22 protein-coding genes and 1 riboswitch are annotated in these 22,770 nt (G+C 72.2%); of the genes, 10 read left to right on the top strand and 12 right to left on the bottom strand.

Annotated elements, in window-relative coordinates; genetic code table 11:
• Window positions 1-3 precede the first annotated feature (3 nt).
• Window positions 4-447 (top strand): hypothetical protein, encoded by a 444-nt coding sequence (locus ABZX40_RS22690; protein ID WP_355741029.1) that lies wholly within the window; start codon window positions 4-6, stop codon window positions 445-447.
• 76 nt (window positions 448-523) lie between these two features.
• On the opposite strand, the gene ABZX40_RS22685 is transcribed toward ABZX40_RS22690, so the two are convergent.
• From ABZX40_RS22685 to ABZX40_RS22675, 3 genes are read right to left on the bottom strand one after another with little or no spacing between them, the layout of a single operon-like run.
• Entirely contained in the window at window positions 524-1,138 is a 615-nt protein-coding gene (locus tag ABZX40_RS22685; RefSeq protein ID WP_355741031.1) for a GNAT family N-acetyltransferase, read from the bottom strand.
• Complete coding sequence (locus tag ABZX40_RS22680) at window positions 1,131-1,736, bottom strand: GNAT family N-acetyltransferase (protein ID WP_355741033.1); 606 nt, start codon at window positions 1,734-1,736, stop codon at window positions 1,131-1,133. Before ABZX40_RS22680 ends, ABZX40_RS22685 begins: the two co-directional genes overlap by 8 nt.
• 15 nt (window positions 1,737-1,751) lie before the next feature.
• On the bottom strand, window positions 1,752-3,026 hold the full coding sequence (locus ABZX40_RS22675; protein ID WP_355741035.1) for a hypothetical protein: 1,275 nt from the start codon (window positions 3,024-3,026) through the stop codon (window positions 1,752-1,754).
• Between the two features lie 200 nt (window positions 3,027-3,226).
• On the opposite strand from ABZX40_RS22675, the gene ABZX40_RS22670 reads away from it, so the two are divergent.
• Window positions 3,227-3,778, top strand: a complete 552-nt coding sequence (locus ABZX40_RS22670; RefSeq protein WP_355741037.1) for a hypothetical protein — start codon at window positions 3,227-3,229, stop codon at window positions 3,776-3,778.
• Complete coding sequence (locus tag ABZX40_RS22665) at window positions 3,775-4,194, top strand: DUF6415 family natural product biosynthesis protein (protein WP_355741039.1); 420 nt, start codon at window positions 3,775-3,777, stop codon at window positions 4,192-4,194. The genes ABZX40_RS22670 and ABZX40_RS22665 overlap by 4 nt, the downstream gene beginning before the upstream one ends.
• On the opposite strand, the gene meaB is transcribed toward ABZX40_RS22665, so the two are convergent.
• From meaB to ABZX40_RS22625, 8 genes are all read right to left on the bottom strand, one after another.
• The gene (meaB, locus tag ABZX40_RS22660; protein ID WP_355741041.1) at window positions 4,142-5,125 is read right to left on the bottom strand and encodes a methylmalonyl Co-A mutase-associated GTPase MeaB; all 984 of its coding nucleotides are present in this window, start codon (window positions 5,123-5,125) and stop codon (window positions 4,142-4,144) included. The genes ABZX40_RS22665 and meaB overlap by 53 nt on opposite strands.
• 16 nt (window positions 5,126-5,141) lie before the next feature.
• Window positions 5,142-7,334 carry a methylmalonyl-CoA mutase gene (gene scpA, locus ABZX40_RS22655; RefSeq protein WP_355741043.1) on the bottom strand — a complete coding sequence of 731 codons (2,193 nt, stop codon included), beginning with the start codon at window positions 7,332-7,334 and terminating at the stop codon, window positions 5,142-5,144.
• Window positions 7,334-9,169: a methylmalonyl-CoA mutase subunit beta gene (locus ABZX40_RS22650; protein WP_355741045.1), complete on the bottom strand. Its 1,836-nt coding sequence runs from the start codon at window positions 9,167-9,169 to the stop codon at window positions 7,334-7,336. The genes scpA and ABZX40_RS22650 overlap by 1 nt, the downstream gene beginning before the upstream one ends.
• A 535-nt stretch (window positions 9,170-9,704) precedes the next feature.
• Entirely contained in the window at window positions 9,705-10,604 is a 900-nt protein-coding gene (locus ABZX40_RS22645; RefSeq protein ID WP_355741047.1) for an ATP-binding cassette domain-containing protein, read from the bottom strand.
• The gene (gene cbiQ, locus ABZX40_RS22640) at window positions 10,601-11,359 is read right to left on the bottom strand and encodes a cobalt ECF transporter T component CbiQ (protein ID WP_355741049.1); all 759 of its coding nucleotides are present in this window, start codon (window positions 11,357-11,359) and stop codon (window positions 10,601-10,603) included. Before cbiQ ends, ABZX40_RS22645 begins: the two co-directional genes overlap by 4 nt.
• Before the next feature lie 6 nt (window positions 11,360-11,365).
• Complete coding sequence (locus tag ABZX40_RS22635; RefSeq protein ID WP_355741051.1) at window positions 11,366-11,719, bottom strand: energy-coupling factor ABC transporter substrate-binding protein; 354 nt, start codon at window positions 11,717-11,719, stop codon at window positions 11,366-11,368.
• Window positions 11,716-12,408 (bottom strand): energy-coupling factor ABC transporter permease, encoded by a 693-nt coding sequence (locus tag ABZX40_RS22630; protein WP_355741053.1) that lies wholly within the window; start codon window positions 12,406-12,408, stop codon window positions 11,716-11,718. The genes ABZX40_RS22635 and ABZX40_RS22630 overlap by 4 nt, the downstream gene beginning before the upstream one ends.
• A 29-nt stretch (window positions 12,409-12,437) precedes the next feature.
• Window positions 12,438-12,623, bottom strand: a riboswitch (cobalamin riboswitch).
• 92 nt (window positions 12,624-12,715) lie between these two features.
• Window positions 12,716-13,477 carry a DUF4142 domain-containing protein gene (locus tag ABZX40_RS22625; RefSeq protein WP_355741055.1) on the bottom strand — a complete coding sequence of 254 codons (762 nt, stop codon included), beginning with the start codon at window positions 13,475-13,477 and terminating at the stop codon, window positions 12,716-12,718.
• 289 nt (window positions 13,478-13,766) lie between these two features.
• Here ABZX40_RS22625 and ABZX40_RS22620 point away from each other — a divergent pair, with 289 nt between their 5' ends.
• From ABZX40_RS22620 to ABZX40_RS22605, 4 genes are all read left to right on the top strand, one after another.
• Window positions 13,767-14,201 (top strand): cell division protein SepF, encoded by a 435-nt coding sequence (locus ABZX40_RS22620; protein ID WP_355741057.1) that lies wholly within the window; start codon window positions 13,767-13,769, stop codon window positions 14,199-14,201.
• 100 nt (window positions 14,202-14,301) lie between these two features.
• Window positions 14,302-15,462 carry an ATP-binding protein gene (locus ABZX40_RS22615; protein ID WP_355741059.1) on the top strand — a complete coding sequence of 387 codons (1,161 nt, stop codon included), beginning with the start codon at window positions 14,302-14,304 and terminating at the stop codon, window positions 15,460-15,462.
• Between the two features lie 35 nt (window positions 15,463-15,497).
• Complete coding sequence (locus ABZX40_RS22610; RefSeq protein WP_355741183.1) at window positions 15,498-15,875, top strand: nucleotide pyrophosphohydrolase; 378 nt, start codon at window positions 15,498-15,500, stop codon at window positions 15,873-15,875.
• Window positions 15,876-16,114: 239 nt separating this feature from the next.
• Window positions 16,115-16,588 (top strand): DUF6099 family protein, encoded by a 474-nt coding sequence (locus ABZX40_RS22605; protein ID WP_355741061.1) that lies wholly within the window; start codon window positions 16,115-16,117, stop codon window positions 16,586-16,588.
• A 387-nt stretch (window positions 16,589-16,975) separates the two neighbouring features.
• Here the strand turns inward: ABZX40_RS22605 and ABZX40_RS22600 are convergent, their stop codons facing one another.
• The gene (locus ABZX40_RS22600) at window positions 16,976-17,200 is read right to left on the bottom strand and encodes a hypothetical protein (protein ID WP_355741063.1); all 225 of its coding nucleotides are present in this window, start codon (window positions 17,198-17,200) and stop codon (window positions 16,976-16,978) included.
• A 242-nt stretch (window positions 17,201-17,442) separates the two neighbouring features.
• Here ABZX40_RS22600 and ABZX40_RS22595 point away from each other — a divergent pair, with 242 nt between their 5' ends.
• From ABZX40_RS22595 to ABZX40_RS22585, 3 genes are all read left to right on the top strand, one after another.
• On the top strand, window positions 17,443-18,369 hold the full coding sequence (locus tag ABZX40_RS22595; protein ID WP_355741185.1) for an LLM class F420-dependent oxidoreductase: 927 nt from the start codon (window positions 17,443-17,445) through the stop codon (window positions 18,367-18,369).
• A 149-nt stretch (window positions 18,370-18,518) separates the two neighbouring features.
• Window positions 18,519-20,066 (top strand): 3' terminal RNA ribose 2'-O-methyltransferase Hen1, encoded by a 1,548-nt coding sequence (locus ABZX40_RS22590; protein ID WP_355741065.1) that lies wholly within the window; start codon window positions 18,519-18,521, stop codon window positions 20,064-20,066.
• Complete coding sequence (locus tag ABZX40_RS22585; RefSeq protein ID WP_355741067.1) at window positions 20,063-22,645, top strand: polynucleotide kinase-phosphatase; 2,583 nt, start codon at window positions 20,063-20,065, stop codon at window positions 22,643-22,645. Before ABZX40_RS22590 ends, ABZX40_RS22585 begins: the two co-directional genes overlap by 4 nt.
• Window positions 22,646-22,770: the final 125 nt, after the last annotated feature.

The raw sequence follows: 22,770 nt of genomic DNA, 5'->3' as shown, positions 1-22,770 counted from the left end.
GTTGTGCGACACGCCTTGTGGACCATCGGTACGGCGGCAGCGCTGAGCGGCTGCACGCTCTTCGGCCAGACCGCGCCCTGCACGCTGATGGGCGCCGACTCATCGGTCGCCGCGGTGTGGCGTCCGGCGGACTTCGGCGCCTCGGACGCGGTGACGATCCGGCTGTGCGCGGCGGAGCGGTGCGCGGAGCGGCTGTCGGGGGACGCGGCCGACCCCTACGCCCGCCTGGACGTACGGCTAGCGGACGACATCGGCGCGGTCACCGTGCCGGTGCGGCTGACGGTGACGGCGGCGGCCGGAGGGCGGGTGGTGGTGACGGACACGCGGGACACCCGGCTGACGGAGGAACGGCCGAACGGCTCGGGCTGTGCGCCGACGGTCTGGACGGCGACGTATCGGGCTACGCCGGAGGGGTTGGGGGCGGCGGAGGGGGTGTCGTTGCGGTGACCGGGCTGTCACTGTGGGTCGGTGGCGGGCGTCGTATCTGCCCCGCCAGGGCACTGTTTTCGAGGTGGCCGTTCAGTCAGTCCGAAGCCGCAGGCTTCAGGCGCCGCAGCATCACGGCGAACACGGGGGAGTCGTCGTAGGGCTTTGACTCGTCCACCTTCGCGTAGCCCCAGGACTCGTAGAGTGCGACGACCTTGGGATGCGCGAGGTCGACGAACAGGGTCACCGCCTCTTCGCTCCTGCTGGCGAGGAGGGCCTCGTGGAGTGTCACCGAGGCGCCCGTCTTTCGCCATCGCGGCAACACCATCAGCTCTGACAACGCGAAGGCCCGCTCTGTGACGGCCAATGACTCGGGCCGCTCGGACCCTCGCCACCAGCCGCCGGGGCTGAATGGGGCGCCGTACAGATAGCCCACCGGCTCATCCCCGTCGAATCCGATCAGGCAGACCCAGCCGTCCCGTTTGCTCCATCCGTCCACGAACTCCGCGAAGCGCTCCCGGGAATCGAAGGAAGCCGTCGAGCCTTCATAGGCCGCGTCGTGAATATCCAGGAGCATCGTGCGGATGGTCTTCGCGTCCTGCTGCCCATAACGCTTCACTTCCATGGCTGCGACCTTTCGATCCAAGAAGTCACCTCCGGTGCCGTCGATCCGGTGGCGGCAACTGTGTGCCGCACGACCCAGATCAGCCATTGCTGACATCGTGCCTTTCAGGGCGTTGTTCCTCGTCGGGTGAGAGGCGAAGGAGCAGGAGATCGAATTCGGGGCCGTCGGGTGAGTTCCGGTACGGACCCGCGTACCGGTATCCGAGCCGGGTGTAGAGATTGCGGCCCTGGTGGTTGGAGGGCAGGGCGAGGAGCGACGACCACCGTGGCGCGACGGCCCTGAGGAGTTCGGCGTGCAGTCGGGTGCCGATGCCCCGGGACTGCCAGGGCGGGCGGACGGCCAGCTCGCACAGCCCCATCAGCCGCTGGGTGCGTGCGCCTTCCGGCACCTGGTCCATGAGGCCGGGGCCGAACCAGTACTCGGCGGAACAAGGGAAGCTGTAACCGAAGCCGACCGGGGTGCCTTCGGCGTAGGCCACGGCCAGGACGAAGCCGGAGTGTCTGAGGTGTCCGGTGATCTGGCGATGGAGTGCGGGCACGGACAGTCCGGCGGTGTCGGCGCCCGGGTTGTCGACCAGCTCCGGGTGGGCGTCGGCCCAGATGTCAGCGAGCAGGTCGAGCAGTGGCGCGACTTCGCCGGGCCCGTAGTTCCTGATCACCATATCTGCGGGGGTGCTTGAGGCCACCGTTCCCTCTCCTCCTCAGCTGTTGCCGATCGCCGTGCGGTAATGCTCAAGCCAGTCGGCGACCGCTGGGACGGTCGCGTGGCGTTGCATTGCGCTTTCCACATTGTGGAGTTGTTGAAGCAGCCGATCCGACCGAACCTCAGGGAGGTACGTCAGGACGGATCTCGCGGCTTCGGCCGCCGCTTCTGGCTCGGCTCGATCCCTCAAGGCATGCTGAATGGCCACATCGGCCTGGTAGAGGGAGCGGTTTCGCGTAAATTGATCGCCGTGGAGCAGCACGGCCTGTTCAGCTCCGGCTGCCGCGCGATCGTGCTGCCCGAGATTCGCGCGCGCCAGCGCTTCCAGGCCCGCCAGTTCGGCGGGCGTGTAGAACTCCAACCAGTCCGGGTCTGCCTCGGCAGGACCCTTCGCATAGAGCCGGTGGGCACGGACGACGGCATCGTCAGCAGCGCTGCGGTCGCCGAGCAACGCCCATCCCCCTGCTTCGCGCATTGCGAAAAGACTGAGCATTCGCGCGGACCCAGTGGTGCGTGCTGCACTCTGGGCGCCCTGCGCGGAGGCAATTGCCTCCCGGGGTCTACCACTGGCTTTGGCGAGCAGCGAAAGACACCCGAATGCATGGGCCTCCAGACCGCGATCATCAGCGATGCGAGCGGCGGCCAAGGCTTCCCCGTAGAGGCTTCGGGCATCCGCTGCACGGCCTGAGTCGTACGACAGCCAACCGGCGGCGATGCTCAGATGACCCGTTGCCGAGCGGAGGCGCTGGCCTGTTCCGTCGGTGTAGGTTCCGCCTTGGAGCCACTGATAGGCGATCAGCAGAGCAGTGGATGCCTCATGGCGAAGAGACGCGGACCCGTGGTCGTGGTCGTGCCCGTAGATCGCTGCGACCGCTTGATCGACCACTCGAACATCGCTCTCGCCAATTCTTCCATTCTCACCCCGCAGTGGGGCGAGAGAGAATGCAGTGGTAGCCGCAGTGCCTTCCAGGAGAAATTCGCGGCGGTCAGGTATAGGCGAGGGTTGGCGCAGCTGAGCCTCAGAGACGACCCGGAAGCCGAGCTGCTCCATTGTTCTGCCGGTAAGTCGAGTGAGCACCCTTCTGTACGCCCAGCGAGGGCAGGAGACGTCCCCGTCTTCCCAGGCCGCGACCAGCCGGGCAGTGCATCCGACCGGCTCCCCCAGCTCAGCACCGGTCTTGACGATGATCGCTGCGAACTCGTGTCGACTCATCTGAAATTCAGAGACTCGTACACCGCGAAGCATCGCGTTGGGCTTGCGGCCATCAGCCATGAGGGCTCCGTACGGTTGCGGGACGGAGGGGTGCGGCGACCGTAGCGCTCCCGGACCCGGTCATGCCCTGGAACCCGACTCGGATCACCCGGTGGGCCGGAATTGCATCGTTCTTGCATCGGCCTGGCGTCGATCCTGCCTGCTCTCCACTGGTTCATTGGCATCAGGCAGCCACCAGAACAGAGGGAGCGGTTTGTGCCGTGACGACAACACCCATCAGCAGGGGCGCCAACCCCCACAAGGAAGAGGAATCGGAACCCCCACTCCTCAGCGACCGCCTCACCACCTGGGCCCGCACCCGCCACCGCGGTGAACTGGCCGCCGTGACCGCCCTCCTCCAGGAAGGCGACCTCATCGCCCGCGACGACCTCCGCGCCCTCAGCCTAGGCGACCACATGACCGGCATCTTCCCCCACAGCCCACGCGACGCCGTCGAACTGCTCCCCCTCCCACCCATCGACACCCTCACCGCCGACCAGATCCGCGGCGCGGTCTGCCTCTGGGACCCCACCGAAGACCCCCTGACACCGGACACGGCCGTCGATCTCCATGCCCGGCAGGCCCGCATCCGCTGGTTCCCGCGCGCATGCTCCCGGCACACCGGTCGGCAGGCGTACCGTCTGCTCCTCGATCACGCACCCCGGTGCGACCGCTGCATCCGCGACGCCGGGATCTGCGGCACCGGCATCGCCCGCCGTCGGCTCATCCGCGAGGGCCGCCGCCCCGACGGCGGATCGGAGCCCCCGGCATGACCACCCCCGGCCACCCCCACCCCCTCGACCTGGCCACCATGCGCGAAGCCGTCCGGCGTCTCCTCGGCGACAACACCCCGGCACCCGGCGAGGAGGAACTCGACGCGCTGCTACTGAGGCTGCGCGGACACCTCATGCTCACCATCCCCGAGATCCAGCAGACGGCAGCCGGCTTCCCCGAGGACGACATCCCCCGGGCCTGCGCCCTCACCGCCGTGGCCGAGGCCCGCGCACGGCTCGGTGTCAGGCCGCGTCCGTCACTCCCCGCCCGCCTCGCACACGCCCGCCTGCTCGCCCGGTCCGTCGGCGCCCTCTGCGACCACTACGAGAATCTCAGCTCACCTCAGCCGAGCCCGAGCCTCCTCACGGGGACCCACCCCCGAACACCCCCAAAATCCGCTCCGCCGCCACCGTAGCCGTCACCTCCCCCTCCCGCACCGCCCGCTCCAACCCCGGCGCCACCTCCCGCACCCCCGGATCCGCGTGCAACCGGCCCAGCAACTCGTCCCGCACCATGCTCCACACCCAATCCACCTGCTGCTCCCGCCGCTTCGCGGCCAACCGCCCCGTGCCGTCCAGCAGCGTCCGGTGCTGTTCCAGCCGCTCCCACACCACATCGAGCCCCAGCGACTCCCGCGCGCTACAGCTCAGCACCGGCGGCGTCCAGGCCGCGTCCTTGCCGTGCATCAGCCGCAGCGCGCCCGCCAGCTCCCGCGCCGCCGCCTTCGCGTCCCGCTCGTGCGGGCCGTCCGCCTTGTTCACGGCGATGACGTCCGCCAGCTCCAGGACGCCCTTCTTGATGCCCTGGAGCTGGTCCCCGGTCCGGGCGAGGGTAAGCAGCAGAAAAGAATCGACCATGTTGGCGACCGCCGTCTCCGACTGGCCCACCCCCACCGTCTCCACCAGCACCACGTCGTACCCCGCCGCCTCCATCACCACGATCGACTCCCGCGTCGCCTTGGCGACCCCGCCCAGCGTCCCGGCCGTGGGGGAGGGGCGGACGAACGCCGCCGGATCCACCGCCAGCCGCTCCATCCGCGTCTTGTCGCCGAGGATCGAGCCGCCGGTGCGGCTGGAGGAGGGGTCCACGGCGAGGACGGCGACCCGATGCCCCAGCTCCGTCAGCATCGTGCCGAACGCGTCGATGAACGTCGACTTCCCCACCCCCGGCACCCCGCTCACCCCGATCCGCCGCGCCCGCCCGCTGTGCGGCAGCAACTCCGTGAGTAGGCGCTGCGCCAGCACCCGGTGCTGCGGGCGGGTGGACTCGACCAGGGTGATCGCACGGGCGACCAGCGCGCGCTTCCCGTCCAGCACGCCCTTCACATACGTATCGATGTCGATCACACGGGCCATGGCCGCCTCAGAGGTCGTGGCCGAGGTCGGACGCCAGCCGCCGCACCAGGTCGTGCGCCGCGTCCGGGATCACCGTCCCCGGCGGGAAGACCGCCGCCGCGCCCATCTCCAGCAGCGTCGGCACGTCCTGCGGGGGGATCACCCCGCCGACCACGATCATGATGTCCTCCCGGCCCTCCGCCGCCAGCTCCTCCTTCAGCGCCGGTACGAGGGTGAGATGACCGGCGGCCAGGGAGGAGACGCCGACGATATGGACGTCCGCCTCCACCGCCTGCCGCGCCACCTCCCCCGGCGTCTGGAAGAGCGGGCCGACATCGACATCGAAGCCCAGGTCGGCGAAGGCCGTCGCGATCACCTTCTGGCCCCGGTCATGGCCGTCCTGCCCCATCTTGGCGACCAGGATCCGCGGCCGACGCCCCTCGGCCTCCTCGAACGCGTCCACCAGCACCCGCGTACGGTCCACGGACGGGGACTCACCTGCCTCGTTGCGGTACACCCCGGAAATCGTACGGATCTGGCTCGCGTGCCGCCCGTACACCTTCTCCAGCGCGTCCGAGATCTCGCCGACCGTCGCCTTCGCGCGCGCCGCGTTCACCGCCAGCTCCAGCAGATTGCCCTCGCCCCCGGCCGCCCGCGTCAGCGCGTCGAGCGCGTCCCGGCACACCGTCTCGTCCCGCTCCTCCCTCAGCCGCCGCAGCTTCTCGATCTGCTGGGTGCGGACCGAGGAGTTGTCGACCTTGAGGACGTCGATCTGCTCGTCGCTGTCCACCCGGTACTTGTTCACCCCGATCACCGGCTGACGGCCCGAGTCGATCCGCGCCTGGGTCCGCGCCGCCGCCTCCTCCACCCGCAGCTTGGGGATCCCGGCGTCGATGGCCTGCGCCATACCGCCCGCCTGCTCCACCTCCTGGATGTGCTGCCAGGCCCGCCGCGCCAGGTCGTACGTCAGCTTCTCCACATACGCGCTGCCGCCCCACGGGTCGATGACCCGGGTCGTGCCCGACTCCTGCTGGATGAGGAGCTGGGTGTTGCGGGCGATACGGGCCGAGAAGTCGGTGGGCAGGGCGAGGGCCTCGTCCAGCGCGTTGGTGTGCAGGGACTGGGTGTGGCCCTGGGTCGCCGCCATCGCCTCGACACAGGTCCGCGTCACGTTGTTGAAGACATCCTGCGCGGTCAGCGACCAGCCCGAGGTCTGGGAGTGGGTGCGCAGGGAGAGCGACTTGGTGTTCTGCGGGTCGAACTGCTTCACCAGTTTCGCCCACAGCAGCCGCGCCGCCCGCAGCTTGGCGACCTCCATGAAGAAGTTCATGCCGATCGCCCAGAAGAAGGAGAGCCGGGGCGCGAACGCGTCCACGTCCAGACCCGCCTCCCGGCCCGCCCGGATGTACTCCACCCCGTCCGCGAGGGTGTACGCCAGCTCCAGATCGGCCGTCGCCCCGGCCTCCTGGATGTGATACCCGGAGATGGAGATGGAGTTGTAGCGCGGCATCCGCTGGGAGGTGAAGGCGAAGATGTCGGAGATGATCCGCATCGAGGGTTTGGGCGGGTAGATGTATGTGTTGCGGACCATGAACTCCTTGAGGATGTCGTTCTGGATGGTCCCGGCCAGCTTCTCCGGCGGCACCCCCTGCTCCTCCGCCGCCACGATGTACAGCGCCAGGACCGGCAGCACCGCCCCGTTCATCGTCATCGAGACGGTCATCCTGTCCAGCGGGATGCCGTCGAAGAGCTGGCGCATGTCGTAGATCGAGTCGATCGCCACGCCCGCCATACCGACATCGCCGGTCACTCGGGGATGGTCGCTGTCGTAGCCCCGGTGCGTCGGCAGGTCGAAGGCGACGGACAGGCCCTTCTGACCGGCCGCCAGATTCCGCCGGTAGAAGGCGTTGGACTCCTCGGCCGTGGAGAAACCCGCGTACTGGCGGATCGTCCAGGGCTGATTGACGTACATCGTGGGGTACGGGCCGCGCAGATACGGGGCGATGCCCGGGTAGGTGCCCAGGAAGTCCAGGCCCTCCAGATCCTGCCCGGTGTAGAGCGGCTCGACGGTGATGCCCTCCGGGGTCTCCCAGAGCAGATCGTCACCGTCACCGGCCTTCTTCACCGCCGTACGCCACTCGTCGGGACCGCCCTCCACGGTGGGGGTGCCCAGGTCGATCCCGGTGAAGTCGGGGACGGACGGCGACGACGGCGACGACATCAGGACACTCCCATGCGGTCGAGGGTGGCGGAGAGGACGGCGACGGCGTCGCAGCCGGCGAAGACATAGGTGTCCACACCCGGGTACTGCCCCGGGCGGCCCGCGAGGAACACCTGGGTGGCCCCGGCGGCCCGCAGCCCGGCGGCCTCCGCCCCGGCCCGCTCCTCGTAGAGCGCGTCACTGGAGCACAGGCAGACCTCGCGCGCCCCGCTGTCCGCGAAGGCGCCCTCGGTGACCGGCTCGATGCCGCCCGCCTGGAAGAGGTTGGCGGCGAAGGTCAGCCGGGCGGTGTGCGCGGCGGCCGGGCCCAGCGCGGCCAGGAACACCCGGGGGCGGGCCCCGGTCGCGGCGAGATGGGCGTCGGAGCGGGCCCGCAGCGCCTCGTAGTCCTCGTCGCGCCGCACGCGGGGCAGCCGTCCGCCGGACGGCGGCTCGGGTGCCGGTTCGGGTGCCGGCTCGGGTGCCGGTCCGGGCGCCGGTTCGCGCACCACCGGCTTCTCCGCGAGGAACGGGAACTCGCTCACCCCGGTGATCGGCTCCCGCCGCTTCGCCAGCTTCGCCTTGCGCACCGACCAGGTCGCCGCGATCCGGTCCCGTACGAACCCCGACCGCAGCGCGGTGGCCTGACCGCCCGCCCGCTCGATCTCCTGGAAGAACTCCCAGCCCGCGTGGGCGAGTTCATCGGTGAGCCGCTCGACGTACCAGGAGCCGCCGGCCGGGTCGATCACCCGGGCGAGATGCGACTCCTCGATCAGGATGGTGGAGGTGTTGCGGGCGATCCGCCGGGCGAACGCGTCCGGGCGGCCCAGCGCGTGATCGAACGGCAGGACGCTCACCGCGTCCGCGCCGCCCACCCCGGCGGCCAGCGTGGCGACCGTGGCGCGCAGCATGTTCACCCAGGGGTCGCGGGACGTGGTCATCACCGAGGACGTCACCGCGTGCTGCCGCTGCGGGCTGGGCGCCCCGCACACCTCGGTGACCCGCGCCCACAGCCGGCGCGCGGCGCGCAGCTTGGCGATGGTCAGGAACTGGTCGGCGGTCGCCGCGTACCGGAAGTCGAGGCGGGCCGCCGCCTCGGCCGCGCCGAGCCCGGCCCCGGTCAGCTCGCGCAGATAGGCCACCCCGGTCGCCAGGGAGGCGCCCAGCTCCTGCCCGGCCGACCCCCCGGCCTCGTGGTACGGCAGGGCGTCGACGGTCACCGGCCGCAGCCCGCTCCCGTCGGTCAGCGGGAGGAGGGCGGCGATCTCCGCGAGGTCGCCCGGCTCACCGGTGCGCGCCTGGTGGCCCAGCGGGTCGGCGCCGAGGTTGCCGCGCAGCGCCGCCGGGAGGACCTGCCGCTCGGCCGCGATTCGCAGCAACTCCCGTGCGGCGGGGACGACTTCGGGTCCGGCGTCCAGCGCGACCGGCGCCAGATCCAGATACACACCCTCCAGCACACCGGCCAGCGCGGAGACCGGGATCCCAAGGTCACCGGCCACCAGCCACAGCGAGGTGACCCCGTTCTCCAGATCGGCGAGCACGGCCGCGTTGTCCGCCGCCGCGTGCCGCTGCCGTACGTCCCACCCGCCGGATGTGCCACCGGCGGGCGTACCGCCCCGTATGAACGGGGCGAAACCGGGCAGCCCGGGGTCGGGCGCGCTGTCGCGCGCGGTGTAGAGGGGACGAGTGCAGAGCCCGTCCTCCAGCAGCGTGGACAGGGCGTCCTCCGCCGCGGCTCCCGAGACTTCCTTGCCCGACTTGCGCAGGACACCCGCCACCAGGCGCTGCCACTGCTCATGCGTCGCTTCCGGGAACTCGGCGGCCAGGGAGAGCCCGTCGTCAGGCAGGACCGTCATGGCTCGGATGCTAGGCCAGAACGCCGAACGAGCAGCAGTGGGCGCGGCTGTGACCTTCTTCTCCTAGGGGGTGTGACGAGGCGCTCTAGGGGTGCGACGGGGTGTTTCAAGGGGTGCGGCGGGGGTGTTCTGAGGGGCGCGGCGGGGGTGTTCCAAGGGGTGCGGCGGGGTGTTCTGAGGGGTGCGGCGAGGCGCTCCAAGAGGTGCGGCGAGGCGCGCTTCAGGGGGTGCGATGAGGCGTTCCGGGGGTGGCACGACTGACTGTCTTCGGGTGGCGTCACGGCCGCCGGTCCCTCCGCCGTCCCGGCCGCCGGTTCCTCTGCCTTCACCGTCGCCAGTTACTGCGCCGCCACCGCCGCTGGTCCCTCTGCCGTCGCCCCCGCCGGTCCCTCTGCCGTCAGCCCCGCCGGTTCCTCTGCTGGTCGCCCCGGCCGGGCCGGGCGGGGTGCGGCCCGGCCGGGGCACGGCGACCGCCGTCACCTCCGCCAGTCCCTCCGCCGCCCCCCGCCAGTCCCTCCGCCATCACCCCCGCCAATTACTCCGCCCCCACCCCCGCCACCGCCGCCAGCTCCTCCGCCGTCAGTGGCCCCCGTTCCCCCTCGCCCAGCAGGCCCCTGGCCCGCAGCAGCCGGGTCGCCGCCACTCCCCAGGGCAGGCGCAGTCCGGCCGCCGTCAGCAGGTCCGTCCGGGTGAGGGCGGTCGCCGCCGGGCCGGTGTGGACCCCGTCGGGGGTGAGGAGCGCCGCGTCGTCCGCCCAGCGCAGGGCGAGATCGACATCGTGCGTCGCCATGACCACCGTCGTGCCTCCGCCCCGCAGCCCGGCCAGGGTCTCCAGCAGGCGTTCCTGCCCGTCCGGGTCGAGCCCGGCGGTCGGCTCGTCCAGGATCAGCACCCGGGGCCGCATCGCGACCGCGCCCGCGATGGCGGTCCGTTTGCGCTGGCCGTAGGAGAGCAGATGGGTCGGCCGGTCGGCCAGCGCGGCGATGTCCAGCGCCGCCAGCGCCTCCGCGACCCGGGCCCGCACCTCCCCGTCCGGCAGCCCGAGGTTCAGCGGCCCGAACGACACGTCCTGCCCGACCGACGCCGCGAACAGCTGGTCGTCCGGATCCTGCACCACCAGTTGCACGGTGGTCCGCAGCCGGGTCAGCCCCGCCCGGTCGTACGACACCGCCCGCCCCTCGACCGTGAGCGTCCCGGACGCCGGTCGCAGCCCGCCGCTCAGCAGCCGCATCAGCGTGGTCTTGCCGCTGCCGTTGCGCCCGAGCAGCGCCAGCGCCCGTCCCTCGGCGACGGCGAAGTCCAACCCGCTGAGCACCGGGGGCCCGTCCTCGTAGGCGAAACCGGCCCCCCGCAGGGCGACCAAAGGCACGGAAGGCGAAGGTGCCGGGGAGTCCGTGGGCTCCGGCCGGTCCGGCGGGGGTGGGGGCACGTTCATCTCAGGGCCCTTTCGAGAACGAGGGTCAGCGCGGCCAGCGCCACCAGCAGCGCCGCGCTCACCGCGGTGAAACGGACGGACACCCGGGTCTCTGGGACCAGGACCCGCAGGGTGCCGTCGTAGCCGCGCCCGGCCAGCCCGGCCTGGAGACGGGCCGCCCGGTCGAAGGCCCGGACGAACGCGGTCGCCCCCAGCCCGGCCAGCGACCGCCACCGCGCCGCCCGGGTGGTGTGCCCGAGCCGCGCGCCCTGCGCGTCCCGGATCCGCCGCACCGAGTCCAGCAGCAGAAAACTCATCCGGTACGTCACCAGCGCCACATCCACCACCGGCGCCGGTACCCCGGCCCGCACCAGCCGGGGCAGCAGATCCGACATCGGCGTGGTGAACGCGAACAGCAGCACCCCCAGCGAGGCCGCCGAGGTCCGCAGCAGCAGTTCGGCGGCGCGCACCGGCCCGCCCTCGGCGAGCCCGACGAACCCGCCGGTTCCTTCGGACCCGCCCACCCGCACCAGCAGCGGCAGCGCGCCCGTGACGCAGAACCCCAGCGGCACCCGGTAGGCCCGCCACAGCCGGCGCCCCGGCACCCCGGCCGGGCCCAGCAGCACCACCAGCGCGGTGAGCAGCACCAGCACGGCACCGGGCCACGGCGGCAGCGAGATCGCCAGCGCGGTCAGCCCGAAACCGAGCACGGCCTTGTCGACGGGATGACGGCGGCGCCAGCGACTGCCGTGCGCCGCCGCGTCGATCGGCAGCACCCGCCCTCAGCCCCGCGCGGCGGGATCACCCGAAGGGGCGGCCGGCGTCGGCGCCGCCGCCCGCTCCTCCCCCTGCCGCCGTCCGCGCCGCAGCCCGAAGTAGTACGCGAGCACCCCCGCGCCGATCGCGGCCTGCACCGCGAACAGCGCCGACTCGATCTCCCCGGACGGCGGTTCGTACAGCGGCGAGAACCAGGGCTCGTAGTCCGGCTCGATCTCGGTGATCGCCGTCTCGGCCTCGGCGTCCGCCCCGGCGAACGGCTCCTCCTTGTGGTCGCCGAGCCCGAGCGCCAGCGGCAGCACGGCGAGCGCGGCCACCGCGAGCAGCAACAGCAGATTGATCCTCGTGTTCCGCTTCACCGCGCCACCGCCTGTGCCTTGGAGGTACGGGCGACCAGCACACCCAGCCGGGTCAGCTCACCGCTGCTGGACTGCACCAGCAGCCGCATCACCAGCACCGTGAGCAGTCCCTCGCTCACCGCGAGGGGGATCTGGGTGACGGCGAAGATGGACCCGAACGTGCCGAGCGCGCCCAGGAATCCGCTGCCCGGGTCGGGGAAGGCCAGCGCGAGCTGCACGCTGGTCACGCAGTAGGTGGACAGATCGGCGACGAACGCGCCGCAGAACACCGCGGCCATCAGCGGTGCCCCGGAGCGGCGGAGCAGCCGGTAGACGGCGTATCCGGCCCAGGGTCCGACGATCGCCATGGAGAAGACGTTGGCGCCCAGCGTGGTGAGCCCGCCATGGGCCAGCAGCAGCGCCTGGAACAGCAGGGTGATGGTGCCCAGCACCGCCATGACCGGCGGCCGGAACAGGATGGCGCCGAGACCGGTGCCGGTCGGATGGGAGCAGCTCCCGGTGACCGACGGCAGTTTCAGCGCGGACAGGACGAAGGTGAAGGCCCCGGACGCCCCGAGCAGCAGGGTGCTCTCGGGATGCTCCTTGACCTCACGGGTGAGTGATCTCACTCCGTGGATGACGAACGGCGCCGACGCGACACTCCAGGCGATCGCGTGCGCCGGGGGCAGAAAACCCTCGGCTATGTGCATGGCTCAGCAGACCCTCTCCAGCACCTCGTGGATGGACGACGCGCCTTGGCCGGTCTCCTGGCTGACGGGTACCACCGCCCGTGCTCCGCCTTCCCGGGTCCCGAGGGACCCAGTGGCTGCCCGTGAGGGCCGGAGCAGGACTTCCCGATCACAGTGGCGAGGGCCGCACCGGTTCCGCACCGGATTTCCCGTTCACCAAGGCGAGGTGACAGTAGTGCGCGGACCCGACCATGACAAGCGGGTCCGGAACGGGTCGTGAGCGGGCCCGGAGCGAGGGTTTGGGGGCCCGGAACGCGGGGTTCGCGGGTCAGCCCACCTGGCCGCCCCCCGTCGCCGCCGAAGGACTGGGTGCCGGGTTCGCGGTGTTGATCCCGAGATCGGGGCGCGGTGTGAGAACCACCACGGGCGCCCCGGGCTGCGGGGGCGGCGGGGTCAGCTGGTCCTTGGGCAGCTTGGGCGGGACGGTCTGCTGGAAGTTGACCTGGTCGTGGTTGACCAGCCCGGTCTTCTCCAGCACGGTGATGTGGTCCAGGACGGTGTCGTTGGCGAGGTCGGCGAGCTGGCGGACCAGGGTGTTGCGGGTGTTGGCCCGGGTCTTGGCGACGACGGGGAAGATCTGGCCATGGGTGACCCGCATGATCTGCACGGCCGTGGAGTCGAAGGACCTGCCCTGCTCGGCGGCGACTGTCGCCACGAACTGCTGCTGCTGCGGGCTCGCCTGGTTGGGCAGGGTGATGTTCAGCTCGGGGGCGATCCGGCGGCACAGCTCGTCCAGCCCCGCGTGCCCCACGATCAGATGCTTGCCCGCCTCCTTCATCTCCGCCGTCGTCCCCCGCTCCATGGCCAGTTCGCCCAGCGGGTACTCCCACAGCCCGGCCGCCCTGACCTTCACCACGAAGTCCCGGTCCGCCTCGGTGAGCGGCCCCCACCGGGTGTTGGCGATGATCCGGTTCTGGTCCTCGGCGGTGGTCTCCACCCCCAGCATGGCCGGATAGGCGAGCGCGGTGAGGGTCAGACCCATGGCACCGACGACGAAGACGCTTCCCACCTTGGAGCGGGAGAAGGGCATGCGGCCTCCTGACACGAACGAACTCGTACGACTGCGTACCGACGGGCACGACCGCGTACCGACGGGCACGGCGGTGTACGACGCGCACGGCTGCCGCGTACCGACGAGAACGGCTGCGTACGACGCGTACGACAGGAGATACGGACGCGTGCCCGGAAAGCGTCACCGCGCCCGGAGATTTCCCGCCCGGACCCTATGCGGTACGTCACACCTTTGTACGAGTCGGTCGCACACCGTGTCGTTGGTGGGCCGAACGGGTGACTTGGCGTAAGAATGGCTGGTGCAGGCCATGACGAAGCACGACACGGCACGACGAGACGGATCGGGGGAGCCGGTGAACGGACGCGATGTCACCGATGAACAGTGGGAGGGGCTCGCCCAGGTCGTCCCGCTCCGCGGCCGGGACGCCTGGCCGTCCGCCGTGGGGCACCGGGCGCTGCCGGGCGCGGAGACCGAGGCCCGCCGCCGTTTCGTGGTGCTGCGGGTCAATGTCTTCGCCGACGCCCGCGAGGTCGCCGAGACCCTGATGTCCGGCATCCCGGTGCTGCTCGATCTCACCGGCGCCGAACCCGATGTCGCCAAACGCGTCCTGGACTTCAGCACCGGCGTGGTCTTCGGTCTGGGCAGCGGGATGCACCGGGTGGACCGCAATGTGTTCCTGCTCACCCCGCCGGGCACGGAAGTGCAGGGCCTGATGGCGGGCATGGGCGCCCCGGGCCACTGACGGCCCCGGGCACGCCCCCGTCCTCCCCCGTCCCTCGTTCGTAGGAAGCCCGGCCCGGAGCAACGTTTCGCCGGAATATGACGGTCCTACCTTCACCCGCATGGCCAGGACCGTCGCACCACCCCACCCCGGCACCCCCGCTCCCGCCCCCGCCCGCCCCCACCTCACCGAACTGCGCCTGTCCGCCTTCGCCGCCCTGCGCCGCGCCACCGTCCCGCTCACCCCCGTCACCCTGCTCACCGGCCCCAGCGGCAGCGGCAAGACCACCGCCCTGACGGCGTACGAGGCCCTCGCCCGCCTCGCCGCCGGAGCCGCCCTGCGCGAGGTGTTCCCCGACCCCGCCGCCTGCGTCCCCGACCGCGCCCGCCCCGACGCCCAGCACCGCCGCGGCTTCCGTATCGGCTGCACGGCCGACGGACCGGACGGAGCGGTCCGGCTGGACCTCGCCGTCCAGGCCGAGCCCGACCTCCGGATCGTCGGCGAACGCCTCTCCGCCGACGGCCGGGTCCTGCTGGAGACCGCCCTGCGCGACCCCGGCCGCCGTACCGTCCAGGCCGCCTGGCACACCGCCGGCTCCGCCCGGGTCACCCGCGCCCCGCTCCCCGACGACCGGCTCGGCACCGCGCTGCTGCCGCTGCGGGTGGCCGGCCGGACCGACGGCCAGCGCCAGGTGCTGGCCGCCGCCGCGCAGATGGTGGTGGCCCTGCGCTCGGTCTTCCCGGTCGACCCGTGCCCCGCCCGGATGCGCGACCCGGTGCCCGCGGGCTCCGCCCGGCTGCTCGGCGGCTGCGACAACCTCGCCGGGGTGCTGTGGCGCACCCGCGCCGAGTGCGCCCACCGCCACACCCGCTTCGTCGACGCCGTCCGGGCCGGCTGCCGGGGCCCGGTCGAGGATGTGTACGCCGAGCCCTGCGCCCCGGCGACCGTCCGCGCCCTGGTCGACCGGGGCGCCGGTCCGCGCACCGACTTCGCCCGGCTCGGCGACGGCGAACTGCGCTACGCCGCCCTCGCCCTCGTCCTGCTCACCGGCCCCGGGGTCCTGGCGACCGACCCGCCCGGCGAGGTGCCCGCGGCCCTGCGCTCGCTCACCGTGCTCGCCGACGGCTTCGACCGCGCCCTCGATCCGGTCCAGCGCGGCGCACTGCTGAGGCTGGCCACCGCCGCCGCCGGGGACGGCCACCTCCGGTGCCTGGCCGCGGTGAGCGACGCGTCCTGGGCCGCCGGGGTGTCCGGGGTGACGGTGGTACACCTTGATCCGTGAGTTCCGTGAGCGACAGTTCCATGAGTGACAGTTCCATGAGCGACGGTGACAGCGACATCCCTGAGGACCGGACGGGAGACCGTGGACGCCCCGGACAGCCCGACCTGGCCGCGCTCCAGCGCCGCCTCGCCGATTTCGCGGCGGCCCGCGCCTGGCAGCGGTTCCACACGCCCAAGAACCTGGTCGCCGCGCTCAGTGTGGAGGCGTCCGAACTGGTCGAGATCTTCCAGTGGCTGACACCGGAGGAGTCGGCGCGGGTGATGGACGATCCGGACACCGCGCACCGGGTGCGGGACGAGGTCGCCGATGTGCTGGCGTATCTCCTCCAGTTGTGCGAGGTGCTCGGGGTGGATCCGCTCGCCGCGCTGGACGCGAAGATCGACCGCAACGAGCAACGCTTCCCGGCGCCCTGAGAACCACCGCCTCGCGCGGGCCGCTGTGCCGTGAGTGACGGGCGCGGCGGCCCGCGTAAAGCCAGACGAGTCCGGACAACTCGGGGACTCGATCACTCCGTTACTACGCTCCGTAGTCAATTTGTGGGGCGAATCTGAATTAGTGTCCGCAGATTTCCGTCTTCCTCTGGCTTTTCGTCTCACTCACCCTCACTCTGGGTAGTGGACAGCGGAGTTCGGGCGGACAGACGGGGCAGCCCATGGACGCGGTGCGGCTCATCGTGACGAGCAGGCGGGCGCTGGCGGTGGACGGCGGCATATCGGAGACGTTGGCAGAGGTGTGGCAGGCGCAGTGTCTGGCACAGGCGATCGGCAGCAGACTCGCGGTGTTCGGACCACCCGAGCTGCGGGGTGAGGCCCTCGGTCTCACGGAACTGGCGGGCCGGGGCTGCGGGGTGCTGGACGAGCCGAAGCTCGCCCCGGGCGAACTGCGCGCGGCCCAGCTCACGGAGCTGGGCGACGCCCGGCAGGCCCTGATGTACCTCGGCGGACTGCTCGGCGAGGTGGGGATCGCCCTGGTCGGCGTCGCCAGCTCGGCGGCCGACGAGGGGACGTACTGGCAGTGCATGGAGGCGATCGACGCGGCGGACGAGTCCCGGGACCGGATCCGGGACATGCTCCGCAAACTGGCGGACCGCGAGGCAGCGGCCCTCGCCCAACGCGAGGCGGGCTAGACGGGGAGGGAGGGGGCGAGGGCGGTCGGTCGGTCGGCCGGTCGCCTGGTCAGTCGGCCGGTCAGTCGGTCAGCCAGCCGGTCAGCCGGTCGGCGGGTAGGCCAGTCAGCTGATCGGCCGGTCGGTCCTTTGGCCAGCCCACGAGCCCACGAGCCCACCTGCTCATCAGCCCGTCGGGCAGCCGACGGTCGGTAGGTCAGCCGGTCAGCGGTTTGACCGTCGGCCACTCGGCCACTCGGCCACTCGGCCGGTCAGCTGGACATGCGACCCGCCCGACGCTCGCCGGGACTCACCCGCCCGCTGCTGACCGCGCCCACTCGCCCGCCCCTGACCGCGCTCACCCCACCGACGCCGGCCGAGGCTCACCCACCCGGCACGGCCCGCCGCTCACCCACCCCCCGCGCCGACCCCCCGCTCCCCCCGCCCGTTGTCCCCGGCCCGCCCGTACTCCCCGGCCCCTCCGCCCTCCGTGGCCGTCGCCTGGAGGTCCGCGTCCAGGGCGTTGAGATCCGCGCTCAGCGCCGCCATCAGTTCCTCCATCTGCTGCAACAGGCCCTTCGGCTCAGCCGGTCCGCCCTGGTGCGGCACGGGTTTCCCGGATTCCTCGGACATGACGGCCTCCTCGGCCCATGGCCCCGACAGGGGCCGCTGCGAAAAGTCGCCCCGGCGCCTGGCGGCCGGGTGCGGGTGCCGGTCGCTCCGGCTCCGCCCGAGCCAACGATCACCGCGGGACCGGGTCACTGAACCCCGCATCGCCCGCCCCGGGGCACGGAAGAAGTTCACCCGACCGAGGACCGGCCCTCCGGGGTGGGCCCGCGCGGTCCGCCGGGGGGCCAGGAGGCAGGATGGACGCCATGGATCTGCGCATCTTCACCGAGCCCCAGCAGGGGGCCACGTACGACACGCTGCTCACGGTCGCCAAGGCCACCGAGGAACTCGGCTTCGACGCCTTCTTCCGCTCGGACCACTACGTCAAGATGGGCTCGGTCGACGGCCTGCCCGGCCCCACCGACGCCTGGATCACCCTGGCCGGCCTCGCCCGCGAGACCCAGCGGATCCGGCTCGGCACCCTGATGACCGCCGGGACGTTCCGGCTGCCCGGCGTCCTCGCCATCCAGGTCGCCCAGGTGGACCAGATGTCCGGCGGCCGGATCGAACTCGGCCTGGGCGCGGGCTGGTTCGCCGAGGAGCACGCGGCGTACGGCATCCCCTTCCCGAAGGAGAAGTTCGGCCGGCTGGAGGAGCAGCTCGCCATCGTCACCGGACTGTGGGAGACCCCCGTCGGCGACACCTTCGACTTCGACGGCACCTACTACCAGCTCAAGGACTCGCCCGCGCTGCCCAAGCCCGCCCAGTCCCGGGTCCCGGTGCTGATCGGCGGCCACGGCGCCACCCGCACCCCGCGGCTGGCCGCCCGCTACGCCGATGAGTTCAATATGCCGTTCGCCTCGATCGAGGACAGCGAGCGCCAGTTCGGCCGGGTGCGCGCCGCCGCCGAGGAGGCGGGCCGCAAGGGCGACGACCTCGTCTACTCCAACGCCCTCGTGGTCTGCGTGGGCAAGGACGACCAGGAGGTCGCCCGCCGCGCCGCCGTCATCGGCCGTGAGGTGGCGGAGCTGAAGACCAATGGCCTGGCCGGTTCCCCGGCCGAGGTGGTCGAGAAGATCGGCCGCTACGCCGAGGCCGGCGCGAGCCGGGTCTACCTCCAGATCCTCGACCTGGACGACCTGGACCATCTGGAGCTGATCTCGGCGCAGGTGCAGTCCCAGCTCTCCTCCTAGCATCCCCCCGCGATAACCGAAGGCGGCCGTCCGCCCGCGCGTGCGAGAGTAGGACCGTCGTCCTGCCGAGCCCCCAGGATCACCCTCCTGGGGGCTTTCGCGCGCACGGCGTCACCCCGACCACCCACCCAGCCGGAGAGGCCCTCCGCATGTTCCTGACCATCACCACCACCGGCGTACCCGGACGTCCCGCCACCGACCTCGGTTTCCTGCTGCACAAGCATCCCGACCGGGCGCAGACGTTCTCCACCTCCTACGGCACCGCGCACGTCCTCTACCCCGAGGCCGATCCCGCGCGCTGCACGGCGGCACTGCTGCTGGAGGTCGACGCCCTGGCGCTGGTACGGCGGAACAAGGCCGACAAGGGCAAGGGCCGCGGCGCCCCGGACGCGGCGCTCGCCCAGTACGTCAACGACCGCCCCTACGCCGCCTCCTCGCTGCTCGCGGTGGCGCTCAGCGCCGTCTTCTCCAGCGCCCTGCGCGGGGTGTGCCAGGCGCGGCCCGAGCGCGCCGCCGAGCCGCTGCCGCTGCGGATCGAGGTGCCCGCGCTGCCCGCCCGCGGCGGCCCCGGCCTGGTCCGCGCCCTGTTCGAGCCGCTCGGCTGGACGGTCACCGCCGACCCGGTGGCCCTGGACGAGGGGTTCCCGGAGTGGGGCGACTCGCGCTATGTCCGGCTGGTCCTGGAGTCCGAGGCACTGACCCTGTCCGCCGCGCTGCGCCATCTGTACGTCCTGCTGCCGGTGCTGGACGACGCCAAGCACTACTGGGTCGCCCCCGACGAGGTCGACAAACTGCTGCGGGCCGGTGAGGGCTGGCTGCACCAGCACCCGGAGCAGCAGCTGATCACCAGCCGCTACCTCGCCCGCCGCTGGTCCCTGACCCGCGAGGCCCGCGAGCGGCTGGAGCTGGTCCGGCTGGCCGAGACCGACGACAGCGAGGTCGAGGAGATCGACAACGCGGTCCCGGAGGAGACCGGGGAGCCCGAGGACACCGGGGAGACCGAGGAGACGGAGACGCAGGTCCCGCTGGCCGTGCGGCGCCGCGAGGCCCTGCTCGCCGCGCTCCGCGCCTCCGGTGCCGCGCGCGTCCTGGACCTGGGCTGCGGACAGGGCCAGCTGGTGCAGGCGCTGCTGAAGGACGTCCGGTTCACCGAGATCGTCGGTGTGGATGTGTCGATGCGGGCGCTGACCGTCGCCGCCCGGCGGCTCAAGCTGGACCGCATGGGCGAACGGCAGGCGTCCCGCGTGCGGCTCCTCCAGGGCTCGCTGTCCTACACGGACCGGCGGCTGACGGGCTATGACGCGGCCGTGCTCAGCGAGGTGATCGAGCATCTGGACCTGCCGAGGCTCCCCGCCCTGGAGTACGCGGTCTTCGGCGCCGCGCGCCCCCGCACGGTCCTGGTGACCACGCCCAACGTCGAGTACAACGTCCGCTGGGAGTCCCTCCCGGCCGGGCATGTCCGGCACGGCGACCACCGCTTCGAATGGACCCGCGCCGAGTTCCGCGCCTGGGCCGAGCGGGTCGCCGCCCGCCATGGCTACACCGTGGAGCTGACCCCCGTCGGCCCGGACGACCCCGAGGTCGGCCCACCCACCCAGCTGGCGGCCTTCACCCGGATCGACACCACCCCCACCGACTCCACCCAGGCCACTTCCACTTCCACCCCGACCGACCGAACGGAGGCGACGGCAGCATGAACGAGTCCCCGATCACCCCCACTCAGAACCCCACTCAGCACCCCACTCAGACCCCCGGCCGCACCCTCCCCGTCACCGATCTCTCCCTCGTCGTGCTCGTCGGCGCCTCCGGCTCCGGCAAGTCCACCTTCGCGCGCCGCCACTTCAAGCCCACCGAGGTGATCTCCTCCGACTTCTGCCGGGGCCTGGTCTCCGACGACGAGAACGACCAGAGCGCCACCCGCGACGCCTTCGACGTGCTCCACTACATCGCCGGCAAGCGCCTGGCCGCAGGCCGCCGTACCGTCGTCGACGCCACCAGCGTGCAGCCCGACGCCCGGCGGCAGCTCATCGCGCTCGCCCGGGAGCACGACGTGCTGCCCATCGCGATCGTGCTGGACGTGCCCGAGTCGGTCTGTGCCGAGCGCAACGCAGGCCGCACCGACCGGGCCGACATGCCCCGCCGGGTGATCCAGCGGCACATCCGCGAACTGCGCCGCTCCTTGCGCGGACTGGAGCGCGAGGGCTTCCGCAAGGTGCACATCCTGCGCGGGGTGGAGGAGATCGAGGCGGCCACGATCCGCACCGAGAAGCGGTTCAACGACCTCACCCACCTCACCGGCCCCTTCGACATCATCGGCGACATCCACGGCTGCGCCGCCGAGCTGGAGTCCCTGCTGACCGAGCTGGGCTACCGCGACGGCGTCCACCCCGACGGCCGGACCGCGGTCTTCGTCGGCGACCTGGTCGACCGGGGCCCCGACAGCCCGGCCGTGCTGCGCCGGGTGATGGGGATGGTGAAGGGCGGCAGCGCGCTGTGCGTGCCCGGCAACCACGAGAACAAGTTCGGGCGGTATCTGCACGGCCGGAAGGTCCAGCACACCCACGGCCTCGCCGAGACCGTCGCCCAGCTGGCGGACGAGAGCGAGGAGTTCCGCCGCGAGGTCGGCACCTTCATCGACGGCCTGGTCAGCCACTACGTCCTGGACGGCGGCCGGCTGGTGGTCTGCCACGCGGGGCTGCCGGAGAAGTACCACGGCCGCACCTCCGGCCGGGTCCGCTCGCACGCCCTGTACGGGGAGACCACCGGGGAGACCGACGAGTTCGGGCTGCCGGTGCGCTACCCGTGGGCCGAGGACTACCGGGGCCGCGCCGCCGTGGTCTACGGCCACACCCCGGTCCCGGAGGCCACCTGGCTGAACAACACCATCTGCCTGGACACCGGCGCCGTCTTCGGCGGCAAGCTGACCGCGCTGCGCTGGCCGGAGCGCGAACTGGTCGACGTACCCGCCGAGCGGGTCTGGTACGAGCCGGTCCGGCCGTTGAAGGCCGAGGCGCCGGGCGGGCAGGACGGACGGCCGCTGGACCTGGCGGACGTCCAGGGGCGGCGGACCGTGGAGACCCGGCACGCCGGGCGGATCACGGTCCGCGAGGAGAACGCGGCGGCGGCGCTGGAGGTCATGAGCCGCTTCGCGATCGACCCGCGCCTGCTGCCGTACCTCCCGCCGACCATGGCACCCGGCCCGACGAGCAGCGCCGAAGGGTTCCTGGAGCACCCGGCGGAGGCGTTCGCGCAGTACCGGGACGACGGGGTCGAGCGGGTCGTGTGCGAGGAGAAGCACATGGGGTCGCGGGCCGTCGCCCTGGTCTGCCGGGACGCCGCCGCCGCGAGCCGCCACTTCGGCACGGACGGCCCCACCGGCTCCCTCTACACCCGCACCGGCCGCCCCTTCTTCACCGACGCCGCGATGACCGAACGCGTCCTGGACCGGCTGCGCACGGCGATCGGCGCGGCCGGGCTGTGGGACGAACTGGAGACGGACTGGCTGCTGCTGGACGCCGAGCTGATGCCCTGGTCGCTGAAGGCGTCCGGCCTGCTGCGCACCCAGTACGCGGCGGTCGGCGCCGCCGCCGGGGCGGTCTTCCCGGACGCGCTCGCCGCCCTGGAGCGGGCCGCCGCCCGGGGCGCCGATGTCACCGCCCTGCTGGACCGCCAGCGCGAGCGCGCCGGACAGGCCGCCGCGTTCACCGACGTCTACCGGCGTTACTGCTGGCCCACCGACGGTCTGGACGGCGTCCGCCTGGCCCCGTTCCAGCTGCTCGCCGTCCAGGGCCGCAGCCTCGCCGCCCTGCCCCACGACGAGCAGCTGACCCTGCTGGACCGGCTGGTCGAGCACGACACCACCGGCCTCCTGGCCACCACCCGCCGCCTCTATGTCGACCCCGCCGACCCCGCTTCGGTGGCGGCCGGGGTCGACTGGTGGCGGGAGATGACCGGCCGGGGCGGCGAGGGCATGGTCGTCAAACCGCTCGGCGCCCTGGTGCGCGACCCGAAGGGACGGCTCGTGCAGCCCGGTCTGAAGGTCCGCGGCGCGGAGTACCTGCGGCTGATCTACGGCCCCGAGTACACCCGCCCGGACCATCTGGACCGGCTGCGCCGCCGCTTCCTGAACCACAAGCGCTCCCTGGCGCTGCGCGAGTACGCCCTCGGACTGGAGGCCCTGGACCGGCTGGCCACCGGTGAGCCGCTGTGGCGGGTGCACGAGGCGGTGTTCGCGGTGCTGGCGCTGGAGTCGGAGCCGGTGGACCCCCGGCTGTGACCGCGCCGGACAGGCGTTCGACGCGAGTCCCGCACATCCTTCAGGGGAACGGCACATGAGCCCCGTATGAGCCACGCACAACGGGGAAATGACGGACCGTGAGGATTTCCCGAGAGATCACCGGA

Source organism: Streptomyces sp. NPDC004610, from assembly GCF_040609715.1.
GTDB lineage: Bacteria > Actinomycetota > Actinomycetes > Streptomycetales > Streptomycetaceae > Streptomyces.
Note: the sequence above shows the minus strand (reverse complement) of the source record. Positions and strands in the feature narration are given on the sequence as shown.

What these genes read in the sequence shown, in the direction of transcription:
- ABZX40_RS22685 (WP_355741031.1), bottom strand. Translation starts at nt 1,138, where the DNA reads ATGGCTGATCTGGGTCGTGCGGCACACAGTTGCCGCCACCGGATCGAC.
- ABZX40_RS22675 (WP_355741035.1), bottom strand. Translation starts at nt 3,026, where the DNA reads ATGGCTGATGGCCGCAAGCCCAACGCGATGCTTCGCGGTGTACGAGTC.
- ABZX40_RS22665 (WP_355741039.1), top strand. Translation starts at nt 3,775, where the DNA reads ATGACCACCCCCGGCCACCCCCACCCCCTCGACCTGGCCACCATGCGC.
- scpA (WP_355741043.1), bottom strand. Translation starts at nt 7,334, where the DNA reads ATGTCGTCGCCGTCGTCGCCGTCCGTCCCCGACTTCACCGGGATCGAC.
- ABZX40_RS22650 (WP_355741045.1), bottom strand. Translation starts at nt 9,169, where the DNA reads ATGACGGTCCTGCCTGACGACGGGCTCTCCCTGGCCGCCGAGTTCCCG.
- ABZX40_RS22645 (WP_355741047.1), bottom strand. Translation starts at nt 10,604, where the DNA reads ATGAACGTGCCCCCACCCCCGCCGGACCGGCCGGAGCCCACGGACTCC.
- ABZX40_RS22630 (WP_355741053.1), bottom strand. Translation starts at nt 12,408, where the DNA reads ATGCACATAGCCGAGGGTTTTCTGCCCCCGGCGCACGCGATCGCCTGG.
- ABZX40_RS22625 (WP_355741055.1), bottom strand. Translation starts at nt 13,477, where the DNA reads ATGCCCTTCTCCCGCTCCAAGGTGGGAAGCGTCTTCGTCGTCGGTGCC.
- ABZX40_RS22620 (WP_355741057.1), top strand. Translation starts at nt 13,767, where the DNA reads ATGACGAAGCACGACACGGCACGACGAGACGGATCGGGGGAGCCGGTG.
- ABZX40_RS22615 (WP_355741059.1), top strand. Translation starts at nt 14,302, where the DNA reads ATGGCCAGGACCGTCGCACCACCCCACCCCGGCACCCCCGCTCCCGCC.
- ABZX40_RS22610 (WP_355741183.1), top strand. Translation starts at nt 15,498, where the DNA reads ATGAGCGACGGTGACAGCGACATCCCTGAGGACCGGACGGGAGACCGT.
- ABZX40_RS22605 (WP_355741061.1), top strand. Translation starts at nt 16,115, where the DNA reads ATGGACGCGGTGCGGCTCATCGTGACGAGCAGGCGGGCGCTGGCGGTG.
- ABZX40_RS22600 (WP_355741063.1), bottom strand. Translation starts at nt 17,200, where the DNA reads ATGTCCGAGGAATCCGGGAAACCCGTGCCGCACCAGGGCGGACCGGCT.
- ABZX40_RS22595 (WP_355741185.1), top strand. Translation starts at nt 17,443, where the DNA reads ATGGATCTGCGCATCTTCACCGAGCCCCAGCAGGGGGCCACGTACGAC.
- ABZX40_RS22590 (WP_355741065.1), top strand. Translation starts at nt 18,519, where the DNA reads ATGTTCCTGACCATCACCACCACCGGCGTACCCGGACGTCCCGCCACC.
- ABZX40_RS22585 (WP_355741067.1), top strand. Translation starts at nt 20,063, where the DNA reads ATGAACGAGTCCCCGATCACCCCCACTCAGAACCCCACTCAGCACCCC.